This window comes from Shewanella mangrovi (assembly GCF_000753795.1).
Classification (GTDB): Bacteria; Pseudomonadota; Gammaproteobacteria; order Enterobacterales; family Shewanellaceae; genus Shewanella; species Shewanella mangrovi.
The window spans coordinates 543,011-560,217 of the sequence record NZ_JPEO01000002.1 but is presented as its reverse complement, the minus strand read 5'-3'; the positions used below and the strand labels follow the sequence as shown (position 1 = coordinate 560,217).

Below are 17,207 nucleotides of genomic sequence, written 5' to 3'. Positions count from 1 at the left end.
GAATCAATTCAGCTCAACATGTGCGACAGGTCACTGCCTGCAGGTACCGGGATTTCCTGTTCCTGACCACTGAACAGAAATGCAGGTAAATCGCCAATTAACTGCAATTTATCGCCGTCCAGTTTTAGCGCCGTGCCTTCCTGAATTCCCAGTACCGGCGTGAGTGGATCAACACAGGTAAACTCCAAAATCCGTTGTGCGCGTGACTCGCCATTATGCCCAGCAATCGTCGCGTTACTGTAGTGGGGATTAATTTGAAATGGTATTAAGCCCAACGCGGTAAATGACGGCGGTTCAATAATCGGCATATCGTTGGTGGTCCGAATACTTTGACCGGCGATATTAGACCCTGCGCTCCAGCCAATATAGGGTTTGCCCGCAGCGACTTCTTCACGGATCAGATGCACCAAATCATAACGATAAAGCTCGTGCAGCAGATGGAAGGTATTGCCGCCGCCGACAATAATCCCATCGGCATCTTTAATCGCTTGTTTTGGATCGCCATGCTGGTGGATTGATGAAATATCCAGTTGCAGTGGAGCCAAGGCGCTGGCAACCGTTTCCAAATATTGCTCATAGGGTTTGCTGACACCGGCATAGGGAATGAACAACCATTTCTTAGTGTGGTTGGTCATTGCTGCAATAAGCGGCAGTGCATGTTCGAGATATAGCGTGTCCCCTGCACGTGAACTGCTCAATAAAAGTGCATTAGCTGTCATTATTATTCTCCATGCTGGTCAAGAGGTCTAACCATACTAGCAAATGCCACTTCACAACAACAATCTGCAGCGATTATTCAGCAACTTAGCATTAAGCTTTGATTAAGTTGTAACGCCTAGACTGCGCGCAAATGCAAGGTTTGTATTAGTTAAACATTATTTAATTCGCATGACCTTGAATTATTAAAAAGTGGACATATTATGTCTGGTAAAGCGTACTAAATCGTGGCGAATATTCTCCACAGGAGTTTATATGAAGCGTGTAATTCTATTTCTGTTAACCAACTTGGCCGTATTGGTAGTGGCATCAATCGTGATGTCGTTGCTGGGCGTCAATACCCGCACAATGGGTGGGTTATTGGTATTCGCGGCAATCTTTGGTTTCGGTGGTGCCTTTATCAGTTTGGCGATGTCTAAATGGATCGCAAAAAAATCAATGGGGCTCCAAGTTATCACTCATCCGCGTGATAACACCGAACGCTGGTTGTTGGAAACAGTTGCGCGTCAAGCGCAGCAAGCGGGCGTCAAAATGCCGGAAGTGGCAATCTATCAATCACCCGAAATGAATGCCTTTGCAACCGGCCCGAGCAAGAACAACTCGTTAGTCGCGGTAAGTTCTGGACTAATGTACGGCATGAATGCTGATGAAGTTGAAGCCGTGTTAGCTCATGAAATGAGCCACGTTGCCAACGGTGATATGGTGACACTGACCTTGATCCAAGGGGTGGTTAACACCTTCGTGATCTTCGCTGCCCGCGTTGTCGCTGGCGTGATCAGCAACTTCCTCTCTGGTGATGAAGAAGAGGGTGAAGGCTTAAGTGGCTTAGCGTATTTTGCGGTGGTTATGGTATTAGAGATCCTGTTTGGGATTCTGGCCTCAATCATCGTGGCTTACTTCTCGCGCATTCGAGAATATCGCGCTGATGCGGGTTCAGCCAAGTTGGCCGGCCGTAGCAAGATGATTGCAGCATTAGAGCGATTAAAGAATGGGCCGGAAACTGGCGAGATGCCTTCGAATATGGCTGCATTTGGTATTAACGGTAAGCGTTCTATGGCGGAATTGTTAATGAGTCACCCGCCACTCGATAAACGTATTCAAGCGCTACGCAACGCTGCTTGAGCGAGAAAAATCGCTAAATAATGGAGAAGAAGGCCGGTTTGGCCTTCTTTTTTGTTGTAATTTAGTGAATGATGTAATTACTGGTTAACCTCTGTTTTCTCAGCTAAAATTTTTGTAAATCCAATTTCGTATTCGACATTAAGTTGATTTAGCGCACATTTTGGTTTTTTATAAGTTGTTAAAGTATCGCTGACTGATATTTAGTTTCGTAACTTGCCGCAGTAAGGCAGGATAAATTTAAAGTCGTGCTATTAAACAGACTGGACGGGTGTCGTTGCTGTTAAAAGAATTCCCGCCAGTTTGTGTTACCGGAGGAAATATGGTGAGCAAAAAAGTTCTTGGTGCTCTGTTTGGTGCAGGTTTGGCTGCAATGGCGCTGTCTACTGGTGCTTTCGCAGAAGAACAAAAACTGGCTGAGTTCCACGTTGAAATGAACGGTGGTTGTGATTCTTGCCACAAAGATGGTTCTCCATCTGCCGATGGCGAATATGAATTCCAACAATGCCAAGGTTGTCACGGTGGTCTGGCTGATATGGACGCTGTTCATAAGCCACACGACGGCATGCTGAAATGTGCTGACTGCCACGCTCCACATGATATGAACGTTGGTCAACGTCCTACTTGTGAAGCTTGTCACGACGACGGCCGTACTCCAGAAAAAATTCTGGGTAAATAATAGATCTCAATTCGTTTGAGATAACAATGCCGGCAACTATGCCGGCATTTTTTATATCTGCTATCGTTAATATTAAGTGTCTGGCTGAGACAATGTGGTGGTTTGCATTGGCTCATCTCGTAAGAGGGCGCTTTTATGTTACGAGCAATCACGCTTTTGTGTCTGGTGCTGCTCACCACAGCGTGTACCAGCAATACTCATTCTTCTATAGCAATGCCGAGTGGCAATGACGAGCTTTTCCGTCCTGTCGATAGCGGTTGGCAGCCGCCCAGTGTCACCTCGCTATATCAACTTACTCCTGCGCAATTGCAGTTATTAGCACGCTTTGTTGAGCGAAAAGAGATTGCATCGCTACCCAAATATCAGCAACTGAGTCAATTTCTGCAAACCTTACTCGGAGACTTTAATTACGAAGGTCAGAATCTGATTGCCAAAGATGCCATGGCGCAACATCAAGGGAACTGCATGACGTTAGCTATGCTCACGTTCGCTTATGCCAAAGCGTATAAGGTTCCGATTGGGTTTCGGTTATTGCACGATATGCCAGTGCTACTCAAGGTGGAGCAGTCGATTGCGACCTATTCAGATCATGTGCGTGCTTATCTGTTTGATACCATCAATATGCAAGAGCTATCGCCCAATCCTCGTCGTTTTTTAAGTATCGATTATTTCTCCACGGGCGATTCACTCACCGGTAAGGTAGTGCCTGAACACGAGTTTTTAGCGATGTTCTATCGCAATCTCGCTGGAGAAGCGTTAATGCAAGGTAAGCTGACACATGCCTATCTGCAGGCCAAGCAAGGATTAGCCTTAGCACCACAATCCACACCACTGGTAGCCTTGATGGGACTTATTCACCGCCGCGCTGGCGATGAAGCGACTGCTGAGCAGTTTTATCAATACGGCTTATCGCTCGATGCGCGCGATGTGACCTTACTGATGAACTACCGCTATCTTGCAGATAAGCAGGGAAGGCAAAGTTTAGCGGCGCAACTGTCAGCACAATTGGCTCGGGTAGCACCGGAACAACCTGCTGAACTCTATATACAGGCATTAGCGGCGGTCAATGCACAAGATTTCGTGTTGGCAGAGCGTTTGATTCGGCAGTTTCTCGAACGTTATCCCTATTTTCATCAAGCCTATCTGCTACTCGCCACGATTCATTGGGAGCAGGGACAGCTAGAGGCTACCGAAAAGGCCCTTAAAAAAGCGCTGGCAACCGCAGTAAGTGATGAAAATCGACAGCGTTATATGGCCAAACTACAAGCATTGAGTCGACAACGTTAGCCTGTTGGTAATCTTGGGGTTTAGTATCAAAATAGATCGCTTTACCTCTTAATGTATACCTCTTTATAGGTATGTAAATCGTTATCTACCACTTTATAGGTAGTTGATTTATAAGGATATTTTGCACCAAAGTTGTTCGTTTCTAGCAAAAAATGCACTTTTGTTGCGCAATAGTTAATTATCATCTTCAGCTGATTTTATAAAAATTGCTTATAAATCAGCGCTGTCTAATTTTTGGCCTAACCGTTGCAAAAGAGTCTTCATCAAGAGAGGAGGCTCGCGGTGAAGCAAATTCAAACTAACTGTGCATATTGTGGGGTCGGCTGCGGCATGATTGTGTCGCAGCCAACACACTATGGCTCTTCACAACTGACACTCAAAGGTGATGCCGAGCATCCCGCTAACTTTGGCCATTTGTGCCAGAAGGGCGAACGTTTACTCGACACCTTACCGCTGCCACAGGCGTTGCGTTACCCGCGCTTAGCAAAAGCCAACAGCTCGTTGACTTGGGATGTAGCGACCGATCTAATCGCCGAAAAATTTGCCGCGGCGATTGCGGAACATGGCGCCGATTCAGTGGCATTTTACCTCTCCGGCCAACTGCTCACCGAAGACTATTATGTGGCCAACAAGCTGGCGAAAGGCTTTTGGGGCACGGCTAACGTGGATACCAATTCACGCCTGTGTATGTCGTCTGCCGTCAGTGCTCATATTCGCGCGTTTGGTGAAGATGTGGTTCCCGGCTGCTATCAAGATTTTGAATTGGCCGATGTGGTGGTGTTGGTCGGTGCCAATACAGCGTGGACCCATCCGGTATTGTTCCAACGTATTTTGCGTGCTCGTGAATCCCACGGCACTAAGTTGGTGGTGATCGACCCGCGTCGTACCGCCACTGCGCGTCAGGCCGATCTGCATCTAGCGATCAGCCCTGATAGCGATCTGTGGCTGTTCTCACTACTGTTCAACAAACTGAGCCAAACAGCGGCGGTAAATACTGCATATATTGCCGACCATACTCAAGGTCTTACTGATGCGCTGGCACAGCTGCAACATTGGCTGCCAAGCGAAAGTGACGTACTGGCGCAATGCGGTATCACTGCTGCGCAATTCGATGAGTTGTTAGCGCTGTATCGTGATAAAAAATCGGTCGTCACCGCCAGCTGCATGGGCGTGAATCAATCGGTACATGGGACAGATACCACCAATGCCATTATCAACTGCCATCTGCTTAAGGGCGACATTGGTAAACCGGGTTGTGGTTTCTTTTCGCTGACCGGACAGCCAAATGCCATGGGTGGCCGCGAAGTGGGCGGCTTAGCAACGCAGCTCGCCAATCACCTGGGCTTTGCCGAAGACGAGCGCGCGTTGTTGGCTGACTTCTGGCAAAGCAGCAATATTGCAACTAAGCCAGGATTGAGTGCGCTGGAGCTGTTTCAAGCGATGGCCGATGGAAAAATCAAAGCGGTATGGATCATGGCGACGAATCCGCTGGTATCCATGCCCGATAGTCAATTAGTGCAAAAGGCGCTCGAGACTTGCCCATTTGTGGTGGTGTCAGATATCACAGGCGACACCGATACTGCTGGCATGGCGGACTTACTACTGCCAGCCCAAGGCTGGTCAGAAAAATCGGGTACCACCACCAACTGTGAGCGCCGCATCACTCGCCAACGCCCGTTTATCGCCAGCAAAGGCGAAGCGAAAGCTGATTGGCAAATGGTTTGCGACGTAGCACAGAAAATGGGCTTTCCGGGGTTTGAGTTTGCGTCTAGCGCGGACATCTTCCGCGAATTTGCCGCACTTTCGGCCAAGGTCAAACACGCTTATCCGCACAAGCAATTAGATCTCTCTGCATTTGCCTCACTCAGTGATGCTGAATATGCCGCATTCAAGCCACAGCAGTGGCCATTAAACACCAATCATGATCCGCGTCTGTATGCCGATGGTCGCTTCTCGTTTGCCGATGGTCGCGCCCGTTTTGTGGTGCCCGCGGCAGTTGACACTCACGACACTTCTGAGCAACTGCTGCTGATCTCTGGCCGTAGCCGCGATCAGTGGCACACCCGCACTCGCACCGGCCATGTAGCGCAACTGGTGTCGCATGAGCAGCAACCATGCGTCTACGCCCACTCAAGCACCATCGCTGCGCAGCAGTTGCAAGCGGGGCAGTTAGTCGCTTTACAAAACGCCAACGGTGCCGAGTTATTGGTGCAACTGCTGGCGGACGACACGCTGCAAACCAACCAACTGTTTATGGCAATGCATTGGACTGGCCGCGAGACAGGCAGTTTTAGCGTTAACCAACTACTCGATAGCCGCCACGATCCGATCTCAAAACAGCCTGCTTTTAAAGGCCAACCGGTCACGCTGCAAAGCCGCCGCGAACTTCAGCAAGCCATGGTGTGGGGCGAGTTGCCAGCATCGATGCTGGATGCGAACGGCAACATTAGCGGCGCCTTGTATCTGTTTGAACAGGTACTAAAGCAGGGCAGTTGCCAACATCTGGCATTAGCAAACTCAGCGCTCGCTAGCGGTAATGCGCTCACTTGGCAACTGGATGGCGTGACCATTCAGTGCGAGCTCAGCAGTGGTCGTATCCGCGCGATTATCCTCATCTCACCACTGCGAATTGCGATTGATAAAGACGCGATGGTCAAGCTGCTTGGGCAAAACGTCAGCGCCAAATTACTCAATGATATTGAAACCTTAGTGCGTGCGGGTGACAGCCCACTGGTGTGCGTCTGCAAAGGCGTAACCCGTGAGCAAATCCTCACCGTCGCACACAGCTTTACCGGCAAATGCCGTATTGAAGGCGTGCAGCAGCTCACCGGCTGCAGTACCGGTTGCGGCAGCTGCCGCGGTGAATTAATCGCGATTTTGGACAGCGAATTTGCTGAGTCCACCGTGGCGGTAACCTTGGGGGGAGCACACAATGCATAACATGCAAGCGATGTTGGCGAGTAGCCAATTGCCACAGTTAGCTGCGGGTGAAGTGGCGTTAGTCGGTGCAGGCTGTGGCAGTTTGGGCAACCTGACCTTAGCGGCATTCAAATTGATTAGTACAGCAGAAGCTGTGGTGTTTGACGCGCTGGTCGATAGCGACATTCTGGGGCTGTTGCCAGAAAGCTGCGAGCGTTACGACATGGGCAAACGCGGCGGCGTAGTGTGCGGTGGCAAGGTATCTTCCAGCCAAGATGCAATCAACCACAAGCTACTGTCGCTGGCACAACGGGGTTTAAAAGTGTTGCGCCTCAAAGGCGGTGATCCCAATGTGTTTGGTCGTGGCACTGAAGAAGCGCTGTTTTTAGCCGAGCATGGCATTAAATCGCAATTTGTGGCGGGCGTGACTGCCGCATTAGGCTGTGCCGCGGCTGCCGCAATTCCGCTAACCCATCGCGGTGTATCACGCTCGGTCACCTTAGTGACGGGCCATCAAGCCAGTGGCGACACTACTCACCACTGGCGTGCACTGCTCGATCTCGGTAGCACACTGGTGTTCTACATGGGCAAAGACCAAGCGCAGAAAATCGCGGCGTCTTTGCTGCTCGCTGGTGGTTCAAGCGAGTTACCTATGGTGTTTATCAGCGCCGGTTGCCGTGACAGCCAACAACTGCACTATGCCACAGTGGGCACTATGGCGGCGGTGGCAAAGACCATCAGCAGCGAAGGCCCAACCCTGATGATCATCGGTGAAGTGGTTGCCGTGGGGCGTGAGTTACAACAGCTGCTCAACGACATCGACGTTGGCGAACAGAAGGTATCTGTGAGCGGAGGGCTGCGCCATGCTATCGCCGGTTAATGTTGAGTTTAACATCACTGCCCGTGAACTGGTGCATGCCTTGGCCGCTGGCCCCAAGAAAGCGCGCACGCTGACGGTCGACGAAACCCGCGCCATGATCCACTTATGGGCCAAGGGTGACATGGATGACCTGCAATTTGGCGCATTGCTGATGATCATGCGTCATCGCGGCGAAACCGCCGAGGAAGTCGCCGGTGCGGCGCTGGGCTTACGGGATTTCAGTGTATTTGTCAGCGTACCTGAGCTGGCGGTGAGCTTGGATTGGCCGTGTTATGCCGGTAAGCGCGAGCAGTTTCCGTGGTTGCTGTTTGCAGCACTGCGTCTTGGCAAAAAAGGCCAACGGGTATTGCTGCATGGTGATGAATTAGCCTCACCTAAGCGCAATCATGTGGCGGCGTTTGTGAAACAAGCGGGCATTCCTACTGCGATTGATGCCAAGAGTGCTGCCAAAGCGCTCGATAGCAAAGGCGTCGTCTATATGGCGCTCGATAGCATGCTGCCGCTGTGGTCACGTATTCGTGAACTGCATCGTACCTTGGGCTTACGTAGCTTACTGACTCAAGCGGTGCGTTTCTTCAACCCAGCAAACTGCCAATACGGTGTGCGGACTTATTTCCATCACGGCTTAGATGATCACTATCTGGCGGTGCTGAGCGCGATGGCGGCATACAGTCAGCCACAACAAATTTTGATTTTCCGTGGTCATCAAGGTGAAGCGGAGATCAACCCACGAGTTGAGAATGAATTGGTGTTTTGGCGCAATGGTGCGGTGACGTGTGAACTGTTGCACCCATGTGCGCCACAAGGTACCCAAGCACAGTTACAACTGCTCGGCACCGATGACGAAGTATTAGCCCGTTTTGCAGATATGGCGCGTCCAGGTGCCAGCGATAACAGCCTGCAAGCCGCCGCGGTGAATGCCACCTTGGCCGCCATTTTGTTGCTGCTTGGCAAAGCGGCAACAGCCGACTCGGCATTGGCATTAGCCACCAGTGGTAAAGGGCTGGCCAACCCAGCAATCGACGCCCTGTGTCGCGTGTTGATTAAGCAAGGCTGCCGTGATGAGCAAGAAGCATTTCAACTGCTCAGACAGAAATCGATGCACTGCGGCATCAGCATGGACAAGTTAGCACAGCAGTTGTTGCAGCACGTTGCTGCCGCGTAGATAGCGTTACCGATATTGTTTGGCCACCTTCGGGGGGCAACCGCAGCGAATAGCACCCAAGGGGCATCGCGCGGATTAACTGAAAATTTAACCATGGCAAAGGCGCCAATCTCCTCACGCTCAGTGAGCTCGCGAATTCGCGGCTGTCGAGCGAGGGCAGGTTGGCGCCTTTTGTTTTTGTAGATTGTTTTTACAGCATTTTTATCAGTTTGAAGCATCGCTGTTCGCAGCGGATTCAATACCAGTAAGGCCAGTGAGCACGGGAGAAAGGTATGTCAAACTTTGAATCAAAGCCAAAATTAGTGGTCGTCGGCAACGGCATGGTGGGCCACAACTTTGTTGAACAGCTGTGCGAGCAAGGCCTGCAGCAGCATCTGGATGTGTTAGTCATCGGCGCCGAAAAACGCGTGGCATACGATCGCGTGCAGCTATCGTCTTACTTTAATGGCGCTGCGCTGGACGATTTAGCCATGACCACCGCCGAGCAATATGCCGAGTGGGGCGTGAGTTTGAAACTGGGTGCCACTGTGGTCGGCATCGACAATGACGCCAAATCACTGCTACTGGCTGATGGTACTCGTGAAAGTTACGACAAGCTGGTGTTAGCCACAGGCTCTTACGGTTTTGTGCCACCGATTAATGGCCGCGATCGCGAAGGTTGCATGGTGTATCGCACCACTGACGATCTGCTGGCGATTGAAGCGGCCGCTAAAAATGCCAAAACCGGTGTGGTAATTGGTGGTGGTCTGCTCGGCTTGGAAGCGGCCAATGCGCTGAAACTGCTCGGATTAAAAACCCACGTGGTGGAGTTTGCCCCACAGTTGATGCCGGTACAGTTGGATGCCAAAGCTGGCGCACTGCTGAAGGCCAAAATCGCCGCTCTCGGGGTGGAAATCCACACCAGCAAAGTGACGCAAGAGATCGTTGATGGTGAAACTGGCCGTCTGCGCCTCAAGTTTGCCGATGGCGAATTGCTCGATACTGACATGCTGGTGTTCTCTGCCGGTATTCGCCCATACGACAACCTGTCTGACAGCTGCGCGCTGGAAAAAGGCGCCCGCGGCGGTTACGCGGTCGATAACTTCTGCCAAACCACAGTGGCGGATGTTTACGCCATTGGTGAATGCGCCAGCTGGCAAGACCGCATCTTTGGTTTAGTCGCACCCGGCTACCAAATGGCGAAAGTGGCGTTAGGGCATATTGTTCATTCACTTGAAATTGCCGAAAAACACCACGGTGACTTCTTAGGTGCCGATATGAGCACCAAGCTCAAATTGATGGGCGTGGATGTGGCTGCCATTGGTAACAGCCGCGGTAGCGAAGACAGCCGTTTTGTTGAACTGATGGATGAGCCTGCAGGCATCTACAAAAAACTGTGGCTCAATGATGAAGGTAACGTGATCACCGGCGCGCTGCTGGTGGGCGATACCAGTGATTACGGCACGCTGCTGAACCTCTATCTCAGCGGCCACAAGATTGAAGGTAGCGCGGCCGCCTTGTTGCTGTCGGGTGATGCGCCTGCCTTGCCAAAATCCAATAACGATTTGATCTGCTCTTGTCATCAGGTGAGCCGTGGCAGCATTCTCAAAGCCGTGGCCGATGGTGCGGCGTCGCTTGGTGATATCAAGCGTTGTACCAAAGCGGCGTCTGGCTGCGGTGGTTGCTCTGCCAGTGTGCAGAAGGTGATCAACGAAGGCTTGAGCGCGCAAGGTGTTGAAGTGAGCAAAGCCCTGTGCAGCCACTTCGAGTACAGCCGTCAGGAGCTGTTCCACCTGTGCCAAGTGGAAGGTATTAAAGACTTCGCCACCTTGCTGGCCAAACACGGTAAATCACACGTGCATGGCGTGGGTTGTAACACTTGCCAGCCTGCGGCCGCGTCAATTTTTGCCTCGCTCTACAACGGCCATGTGTTGTCAGACAGCCGTGATCAACTGCAAGACACTAACGATGCTTTCCTCGGCAACCTGCAAAAAGATGGCACTTACTCCGTCGTACCGCGCATCGCCGGTGGCGAAATCACCCCCGACAAACTGATTGCTATCGGCGAAGTGGCCAAACGTTACGACCTCTACACCAAAATCACCGGTGGTCAGCGCATCGATCTGTTCGGCGCCAAGTTATCTGAACTGCCAGAAATTTGGGAGCAACTGATCGCCGCTGGGTTTGAAACCGGCCACGCCTACGGAAAATCACTGCGTACCGTGAAGTCTTGTGTCGGCAGCACTTGGTGCCGCTACGGGGTGCAAAACTCAGTCGGCATGGCGATTGAGTTAGAGAACCGTTACAAGGGCTTGCGCTCACCACACAAACTGAAAATGGCGGTATCGGGCTGTACCCGAGAATGCGCCGAAGCCCAAGGCAAAGATATCGGCGTGATTGCGACCGACAAAGGCTGGAACCTCTATGTCTGCGGTAACGGTGGCATGAAACCCCGTCACGCCGACCTGTTCGCCAGCGATTTGAACGATGCCGAATTGGTTGAGCTTATCGACAAAGTGTTGATGTTCTACGTGCGCACTGCTGACAAGCTGCAACGTACCTCCGTCTGGCTCGAAAGCCTCGACGGCGGCCTTGATTACCTCAAACAAGTGATTTTGGAAGACTCGCTCGGCATCGGCGATGAGCTGTTAAGCCAGATGCAAGCTGTGGTGGATAGCTACCAATGCGAGTGGAAAACCAGTGTTGAAACCCCTGAACTGCGCGCGCGCTTCAGTGAGTTTGTCAATCCGCAAGCGGCGCCAACTGCGGCTGCTTTGCCATACCAACGGGTGCGCGGGCAACGTATTCCCGCCATCAATCTAACACCAGCAGCTGAGGAGGAAACCCTATGAGCTGGGAAAGAGTATGTGATCCCTCCGCATTGCCGGTAGGAAAAGGTATCGCCGCCTGGGTCGCTGGGCGTGCTGTGGCGATTTTTAATCTGGGACAACAAGGCGTATTTGCGCTGGATAACCGTGACCCAGCCAGCGGCGTTAGCCTGCTGGCACGCGGCCAGATTTGTGAATTAGCCGGTGAGTTGTACGTCTGCTCACCGCTGTATAAGCAACATTATCGCCTCACCACAGGTGAGTGTTTGGAAGAACCACAGCTCAGCGCTGAGAAAGTGGCTGTTCGAATTGATGAAACCGGCGTTTGGCTGGCAGGAGCATAATCATGAGTCAGGAAAAATTTAATCTGTTTTCGTTCAAGGGCAAGATGAAAATCATGCACTTGAGTTGGATGGCGTTCTTTGTGTCATTCGTGGTGTGGTTTAACGCTGCGCCGTTGATGAGCCTTATTAGCGAAAGCTTGGGGCTTACCAAGGAGCAAGTCAAAACCCTGTTGATCCTGAACGTGGCGTTGACTATTCCTGCGCGGGTGGTCATCGGCATGGTGACCGACAAATTCGGTCCGCGCAAAGTGTACTCGTCGTTGCTGATTATCTGTTCAGCGCCTTGTTTCCTGTTTGCCTTTGCTGACAGCTTCATCCAGTTAGCGATTGCTCGCTTCCTGCTGGGCTTTATTGGTGCAGGCTTCGTGGTGGGTATCCGCATGATCAGTGAATGGTTCCCTGCCAAAGAGCTGGGCACCGCAGAAGGCATCTACGGCGGCTGGGGTAACTTTGGTTCAGCGGCAGCTGCGTTCTCTTTGCCTGTGTTAGCACTGGCCATTGGCGAACCTTACGGCTGGCGTGTAGCAATTGCGCTGACTGGTGTAATGAGCATTATCATCGGTGTGATCTATTACATCGGTGCCAGTGATACCCCGAAAGGCTCAACTTATTTCAAGCCAAAGAAATCTGGCGCGATGGAAGTGACCAGCAAAGGCGATTTCTGGTTGTTGCTGCTGATGAAACTGCCAATGTACGCTACGCTCGGTTTGCTGTGTTGGAAGCTCTCTCCAGCAGGCGTGAAAATGCTGACGCCAACCATGGTTACGGCAGTGATTGTGGTGCTAGCTGTACTGTTAGTGATTGATTTTTATAATACTTGGCAAGTTAACCGTCATGTATTTGAAAAAGAAGTGCCTGAGTTTGAACGTTATCAATTTAAGCAAGTGGCCGTACTGAACGTATTGTACTTCTCGACCTTCGGCTCTGAGCTGGCGGTAGTGTCGATGTTGCCAATGTTTTTCGCTGAAACCTTCAGCTTAGGTTTGGCGCAAGCGGGTATGGTGGCTTCTTCATACGCCTTTATGAACCTGATGTCTCGCCCAGGCGGCGGTTGGATTTCAGACCGTTTTGGCCGTAAATCGACCCTGTTGATTTTAACTGCAGGCTTAGCTGCGGGTTACTTCACCGTGGCACAGATTGATGCCAGCTGGAGCCTACCGTTAGCGGTTGTTGCGGTAATGGCTTGCTCATTCTTCGTCCAAGCGGGTGAAGGTGCCGTATTCGCCGCAGTGCCGTTGATTAAACGCCGTTTAACTGGCCAAATCGCCGGTATGACGGGCGCGTACGGTAACGTGGGTGCGGTGTTCTTCCTGACCGTCTACTCTTTAGTGTCAGTACAAGCCTTCTTCTACACCATTGCGGTTTCCGCGCTGTTCGGTGTGGCCTGTTTGCTGCTGATGCGCGAGCCGCAAGGCCATATGGCGGAAGTGGATGAAAACGGCGAAGTGACGCTGATCAGCGTCAGTTAATCCAAGCGATACGTTCGCCGTTTACTGCGGTAAACCGTATGAAACCCGCGCCAGTCATAAGGGCGCGGGTAACGCGTTTCTGGCGTGAAAATGGAAGGGAGGAGCGCCGATGAACTCAGCGACTTATGTGGCAAAAGAGTTGGCAAAAGGTGTGGCAAAAGATGTGGCAACCGATGCGCCAGCCGATTCGTCAATGAAAGTGCCAGCAGACGCCAACGCTGCAGCGCGAACCCTTGCCAGCGCGGCAACATCTGCCGCGAGCCAGCCAGAACTCCCCTTCGCCAGCGGCTTACACTTGCTGGCGGGACAAGCCTCAAGCGCAGGCATCAAACTGCGCAACGAAGATGCCATCGGCATTCGCGTGCCTGAATCTGAGTTGTTGCACAATAAAGGGATTGCGGCAGTGATTTGCGATGGCGTCAGCGCCGCCGAAGCGGGCGAGCAAGCGGCGCGCACAGCGGTCAGTAGTTTCCTTTCCGATTATTATTCCACGCCAGCCAGTTGGTCGGTACAAACCGCCAGCCAGCGAGTGCTTGCCGCCATCAACCAATGGTTACTCGGCTTGGGTCGCGATTTTCGCGACGCCAGCCGGGGTTACGTATGTACCTTTAGTGCCGCCATTATTAAATCCTGTAGCCTGCATCTGATGCATGTGGGCGATGGGCGGGTGTACCTGTGGCGTCAAGGCGAATTACGCCAACTGACACGCGATCATGCTTGCAGTAAAGGCAGCGCAGGCGAGGGCACATTCTTAACCCGTGCATTGGGGCTAGAACCAAAATTAGAAATTGATTACAGCAGCTTAGCCCTGCAAGCAGGTGATGCTATTTTGCTGATGACCGACGGCATTCATGGCTACTTAAGCCATAACTCCTTGGTCGAACATCTGGTCAATCATCCCGTCCAAGATGATGAAGACTGCGAGCATCTGTGCCGTTCACTGGTGGAACTGGCGTTAGCCGCCGGCAGTGACGACAACCTCAGCTGCCAATATCTGCAAGTGGCCAGCTTGCCGTCGATGGATAAAAACGACCTCTATCTGCGTTTATCCAGCAAACCCTTCCCACCACCGATGTCTCTCGGGCAAAGCCTTGACGGCTATCGCGTGCGTAAAATTTTGCACGAAAGCGAGCGCAGTCAGGTGTATCTGGTGCAAAACCCGCAAGGGCAGTTGGCGGTAATGAAAACCCCGTCGGTCAACTACATTGATGATGCCGCCTACATCGAGCGCTTTATGCAAGAAAGCTGGATTGGCAGCCGCATTCGTCATCAAAACGTGGTGGCTTTGGTGGATCACGACCAACCTAAATCTGCCTTGTATTACCTGACCGAATACCTCAACGGCCAGCCTTTAGATAACTGGCTGGCGGGCAAAAAATGCGACCCTGACACCACACTGCATCTGGTCAGCCAGATGGAAGCAGGGCTAAGAGCGCTGCATCGGCGAGAGATGGTGCACCGTGATCTCAAGCCCGGTAACGTGATGGTTTGCCAAGACAAACGGGTGAAACTGTTGGATTTCGGCTCCTGTTATGTGCGCGGTTTGGCGGAAATCGCCTCTCCCATCGAGCGCGACCATATTCTCGGCACTGCCGATTATTCTGCACCCGAGTTGCTGCTCGGCCACATCGGCAGTATGCAGTCAGATCTGTTCTCGCTGGCGGTGATCACTTTTGAGATGCTCACCGGCAAACTGCCGTTTTATGGCAAGTTGGCCGAGTGCCGCAGCGCGAAAGATTTTGCCGCACTCAAATACCAATCTATCGCTGAGTTAGCGCCCGAAGTGCCGTCGTGGATGGATGCAGCGGTGCGCCGTGCGCTGAGTATTAATCCGGCTGATCGTTATGCTGATACCCATGAGTTTTTTACCGCACTGTCGACGCCCGCGCGGGTGGCGGTGGCAGGGCAGTTTGTGCCGTTACTGCAACGGGAGCCGTTGAAGTTTTTTAAGCTGGTATGTGGGGTTCAGTTTTTGGTGATTTTGGGGTTATTACTTGCGTTGCTTGGTTGAAGGTGATGCCTTCAAACTTCCCGTTGGGCTTATCACTGCGTGATAGCAAACTGCGTTTGCCAAAGTCGTGGAGCTACTCGCTCCACACCAGAGGACAAGGGGGCTGGACAGCCTCGCCCCCTTGTCAATCCCCCAGCTGCCCCGACGTCGCGAAACGCTACGGCGCTTCTGGTTTGCCATTTTCGCAAATCGCTCTGATTCGGAATCCATTCCGCAGCGTAGCTTCGAGACATCGACATACAGGATGTATTAATGCCGTGGAGCACATGGATGTGCGGGAACGGCGAATGCCTCGCTTGCTCAATGTCTGCCCAACGCACCTTCGCCGCGCCGAGGGGAATTGGTGTTGCCAAAAATCTCCATAGGTAAAATATTTTATTTTAAAATAAAGTATTTTATTATTAGTCCAACAGTTATTGTAATTGTTACAGAAATTAATGTCCCAAGGAGAAAGTATTCGGTTAGCTTATGATCTTGAGCGCTTTTCATATCGCCGAATCTAAATATTGACTTAGCGGTTAATATAAAGCCAATGACGGAAAATTCGCCTGTAATTGTGAATATAAGGATTATTATTCTTTCTAAATACCCTATGGTCTCCCCTCCAGAAATAAGGCCTTTATTCTCATCAATGGATAAAGAATATTTGCTCAGCATTGTTCCGATAAATATCGATGTTGGCTTAAGAATAAGAAGAAATCCTAAAGTCAAACTTAAAATGTATTTATTAAAAACATAGTTTTTAATCTCTATTGATGATAAATCTAACTGTGATGCATGTATAGATATTAGAAATAAGATTGAAAAATGCAGGATTTGATCTACGACTAAATAGCGTAAGCCATTCTTGTAAGTTTTCAAAATGTCAATCGCCCAATGTGTAATACCAACTATAAAGAATGTACAAAGAATCGTTTTCCAATAAGTTGTTACATATAATATTGGGATACAAGACATAATTGCCTGTATAACAGCATGATTAATCAGTTTTAATGAACTTATGTGATTTTTGTTTTTATCTTTAACCCAGCTATTAGGTTGAAAATAAAAGTCACCTAATATATGCAATATAATTAGCGAGGTGAATAATATTGGGAAGTTGTTCAAATAAAATACTCCGTTATTTTTTTTGAGAAAAATTCGACATATTCAGTTATTAGATTTAAATTTGCAGAATTAATCGAGCGATTTACTGATACTCTATTAACCTCTAAAGTTTCGGCTATTTCTTTTTGAGTGATATTCTTATTGTTTAGGGTGATATTCTTTAATATTTCATACACAATTTCAGACTGTCTTTCTGTTAATCCAGACATTTGATTATCTAGGTATTTAGTTAGCAGTTCAAAATTTTCATTAAAAGATTTTATGGGTGTGGTTATTTTTAAAGTGGCTGGCTTCATACTATCCAAGTTTCTCCCAGATAGTGTAAATATGTTACCTGTAGAGCTACCTAAAGAGTTTCTAAACACCATGCCTTCATTATTTCCAATAGCTACGCTTATCCGACAATCATAACGACTATTTCTGCTTCTTAAACTAGTTCTAATGAGAAGAGCATAAGTTGCAGCATTCTTAGCATCTTTAACAAAAATCTGAAACGCATCTCCTCTACTTATTTCAAATTTATTATTTGGGTCAGAGGTTCTAATTAAAGCTAGTTGGTTATGTAATGTGTAGAGCAAATCTTCATACATTTCGTCTGATAGGTCTGTAGAGCGAATGATGTCCCCACTTAGTACTGCTATGGGAGTGTTAAGCTCGTTTCTTTCTACAACTATTTTTTCTTTCACCTTCACCATAAAACCAA

13 protein-coding genes are annotated in these 17,207 nt (G+C 50.2%); 10 read left to right on the top strand and 3 right to left on the bottom strand.

Annotation, left to right across the window (positions count from 1 at the left end; genetic code table 11):
• Positions 1-8: 8 nt before the first annotated feature.
• A complete protein-coding gene (pepE, locus tag HR45_RS05070) occupies positions 9-719 on the bottom strand; it encodes a dipeptidase PepE (protein ID WP_037440226.1) in 711 nt (236 codons plus the stop codon).
• Between the two features lie 253 nt (positions 720-972).
• Here pepE and htpX point away from each other — a divergent pair, with 253 nt between their 5' ends.
• The 10 genes from htpX to HR45_RS05020 all read left to right on the top strand — a co-directional run bounded on the left by htpX (position 973) and on the right by HR45_RS05020 (position 15,397).
• Positions 973-1,839, top strand: a complete 867-nt coding sequence (htpX, locus tag HR45_RS05065; protein WP_037440225.1) for a protease HtpX — start codon at positions 973-975, stop codon at positions 1,837-1,839.
• Positions 1,840-2,161: 322 nt separating this feature from the next.
• Positions 2,162-2,515, top strand: a complete 354-nt coding sequence (gene cctA / locus HR45_RS05060; RefSeq protein WP_037440449.1) for a tetraheme c-type cytochrome CctA — start codon at positions 2,162-2,164, stop codon at positions 2,513-2,515.
• 135 nt (positions 2,516-2,650) lie between these two features.
• A complete protein-coding gene (locus HR45_RS05055) occupies positions 2,651-3,802 on the top strand; it encodes a tetratricopeptide repeat protein (protein WP_156104009.1) in 1,152 nt (383 codons plus the stop codon).
• Between the two features lie 282 nt (positions 3,803-4,084).
• Positions 4,085-6,742 carry a nitrate reductase gene (locus HR45_RS05050; protein WP_052074515.1) on the top strand — a complete coding sequence of 886 codons (2,658 nt, stop codon included), beginning with the start codon at positions 4,085-4,087 and terminating at the stop codon, positions 6,740-6,742.
• On the top strand, positions 6,735-7,601 hold the full coding sequence (gene cobA / locus HR45_RS05045; RefSeq protein WP_063355090.1) for a uroporphyrinogen-III C-methyltransferase: 867 nt from the start codon (positions 6,735-6,737) through the stop codon (positions 7,599-7,601). Before HR45_RS05050 ends, cobA begins: the two co-directional genes overlap by 8 nt.
• Positions 7,585-8,766 carry an ANTAR domain-containing protein gene (locus tag HR45_RS18990; protein ID WP_052074514.1) on the top strand — a complete coding sequence of 394 codons (1,182 nt, stop codon included), beginning with the start codon at positions 7,585-7,587 and terminating at the stop codon, positions 8,764-8,766. Before cobA ends, HR45_RS18990 begins: the two co-directional genes overlap by 17 nt.
• 272 nt (positions 8,767-9,038) lie before the next feature.
• On the top strand, positions 9,039-11,597 hold the full coding sequence (gene nirB, locus HR45_RS05035; RefSeq protein WP_037440221.1) for a nitrite reductase large subunit NirB: 2,559 nt from the start codon (positions 9,039-9,041) through the stop codon (positions 11,595-11,597).
• Positions 11,594-11,917 (top strand): nitrite reductase small subunit NirD, encoded by a 324-nt coding sequence (gene nirD / locus HR45_RS05030; RefSeq protein WP_037440219.1) that lies wholly within the window; start codon positions 11,594-11,596, stop codon positions 11,915-11,917. Before nirB ends, nirD begins: the two co-directional genes overlap by 4 nt.
• A gap of 2 nt (positions 11,918-11,919) precedes the next feature.
• On the top strand, positions 11,920-13,386 hold the full coding sequence (locus tag HR45_RS05025) for a NarK family nitrate/nitrite MFS transporter (RefSeq protein WP_037440217.1): 1,467 nt from the start codon (positions 11,920-11,922) through the stop codon (positions 13,384-13,386).
• Between the two features lie 109 nt (positions 13,387-13,495).
• Positions 13,496-15,397 carry a bifunctional protein-serine/threonine kinase/phosphatase gene (locus HR45_RS05020; protein WP_241461055.1) on the top strand — a complete coding sequence of 634 codons (1,902 nt, stop codon included), beginning with the start codon at positions 13,496-13,498 and terminating at the stop codon, positions 15,395-15,397.
• Between the two features lie 375 nt (positions 15,398-15,772).
• On the opposite strand, the gene HR45_RS05015 is transcribed toward HR45_RS05020, so the two are convergent.
• Positions 15,773-16,504 carry a DUF3307 domain-containing protein gene (locus tag HR45_RS05015; protein WP_052074513.1) on the bottom strand — a complete coding sequence of 244 codons (732 nt, stop codon included), beginning with the start codon at positions 16,502-16,504 and terminating at the stop codon, positions 15,773-15,775.
• Complete coding sequence (locus tag HR45_RS05010) at positions 16,501-17,199, bottom strand: LexA family transcriptional regulator (protein WP_156104008.1); 699 nt, start codon at positions 17,197-17,199, stop codon at positions 16,501-16,503. The genes HR45_RS05015 and HR45_RS05010 overlap by 4 nt, the downstream gene beginning before the upstream one ends.
• Positions 17,200-17,207 lie beyond the last annotated feature (8 nt).

What these genes read in the sequence shown, in the direction of transcription:
- pepE (WP_037440226.1), bottom strand. Translation starts at nt 719, where the DNA reads ATGACAGCTAATGCACTTTTATTGAGCAGTTCACGTGCAGGGGACACG.
- htpX (WP_037440225.1), top strand. Translation starts at nt 973, where the DNA reads ATGAAGCGTGTAATTCTATTTCTGTTAACCAACTTGGCCGTATTGGTA.
- HR45_RS05055 (WP_156104009.1), top strand. Translation starts at nt 2,651, where the DNA reads ATGTTACGAGCAATCACGCTTTTGTGTCTGGTGCTGCTCACCACAGCG.
- cobA (WP_063355090.1), top strand. Translation starts at nt 6,735, where the DNA reads ATGCATAACATGCAAGCGATGTTGGCGAGTAGCCAATTGCCACAGTTA.
- HR45_RS18990 (WP_052074514.1), top strand. Translation starts at nt 7,585, where the DNA reads ATGCTATCGCCGGTTAATGTTGAGTTTAACATCACTGCCCGTGAACTG.
- nirB (WP_037440221.1), top strand. Translation starts at nt 9,039, where the DNA reads ATGTCAAACTTTGAATCAAAGCCAAAATTAGTGGTCGTCGGCAACGGC.
- nirD (WP_037440219.1), top strand. Translation starts at nt 11,594, where the DNA reads ATGAGCTGGGAAAGAGTATGTGATCCCTCCGCATTGCCGGTAGGAAAA.
- HR45_RS05025 (WP_037440217.1), top strand. Translation starts at nt 11,920, where the DNA reads ATGAGTCAGGAAAAATTTAATCTGTTTTCGTTCAAGGGCAAGATGAAA.
- HR45_RS05020 (WP_241461055.1), top strand. Translation starts at nt 13,496, where the DNA reads ATGAACTCAGCGACTTATGTGGCAAAAGAGTTGGCAAAAGGTGTGGCA.
- HR45_RS05010 (WP_156104008.1), bottom strand. Translation starts at nt 17,199, where the DNA reads ATGGTGAAGGTGAAAGAAAAAATAGTTGTAGAAAGAAACGAGCTTAAC.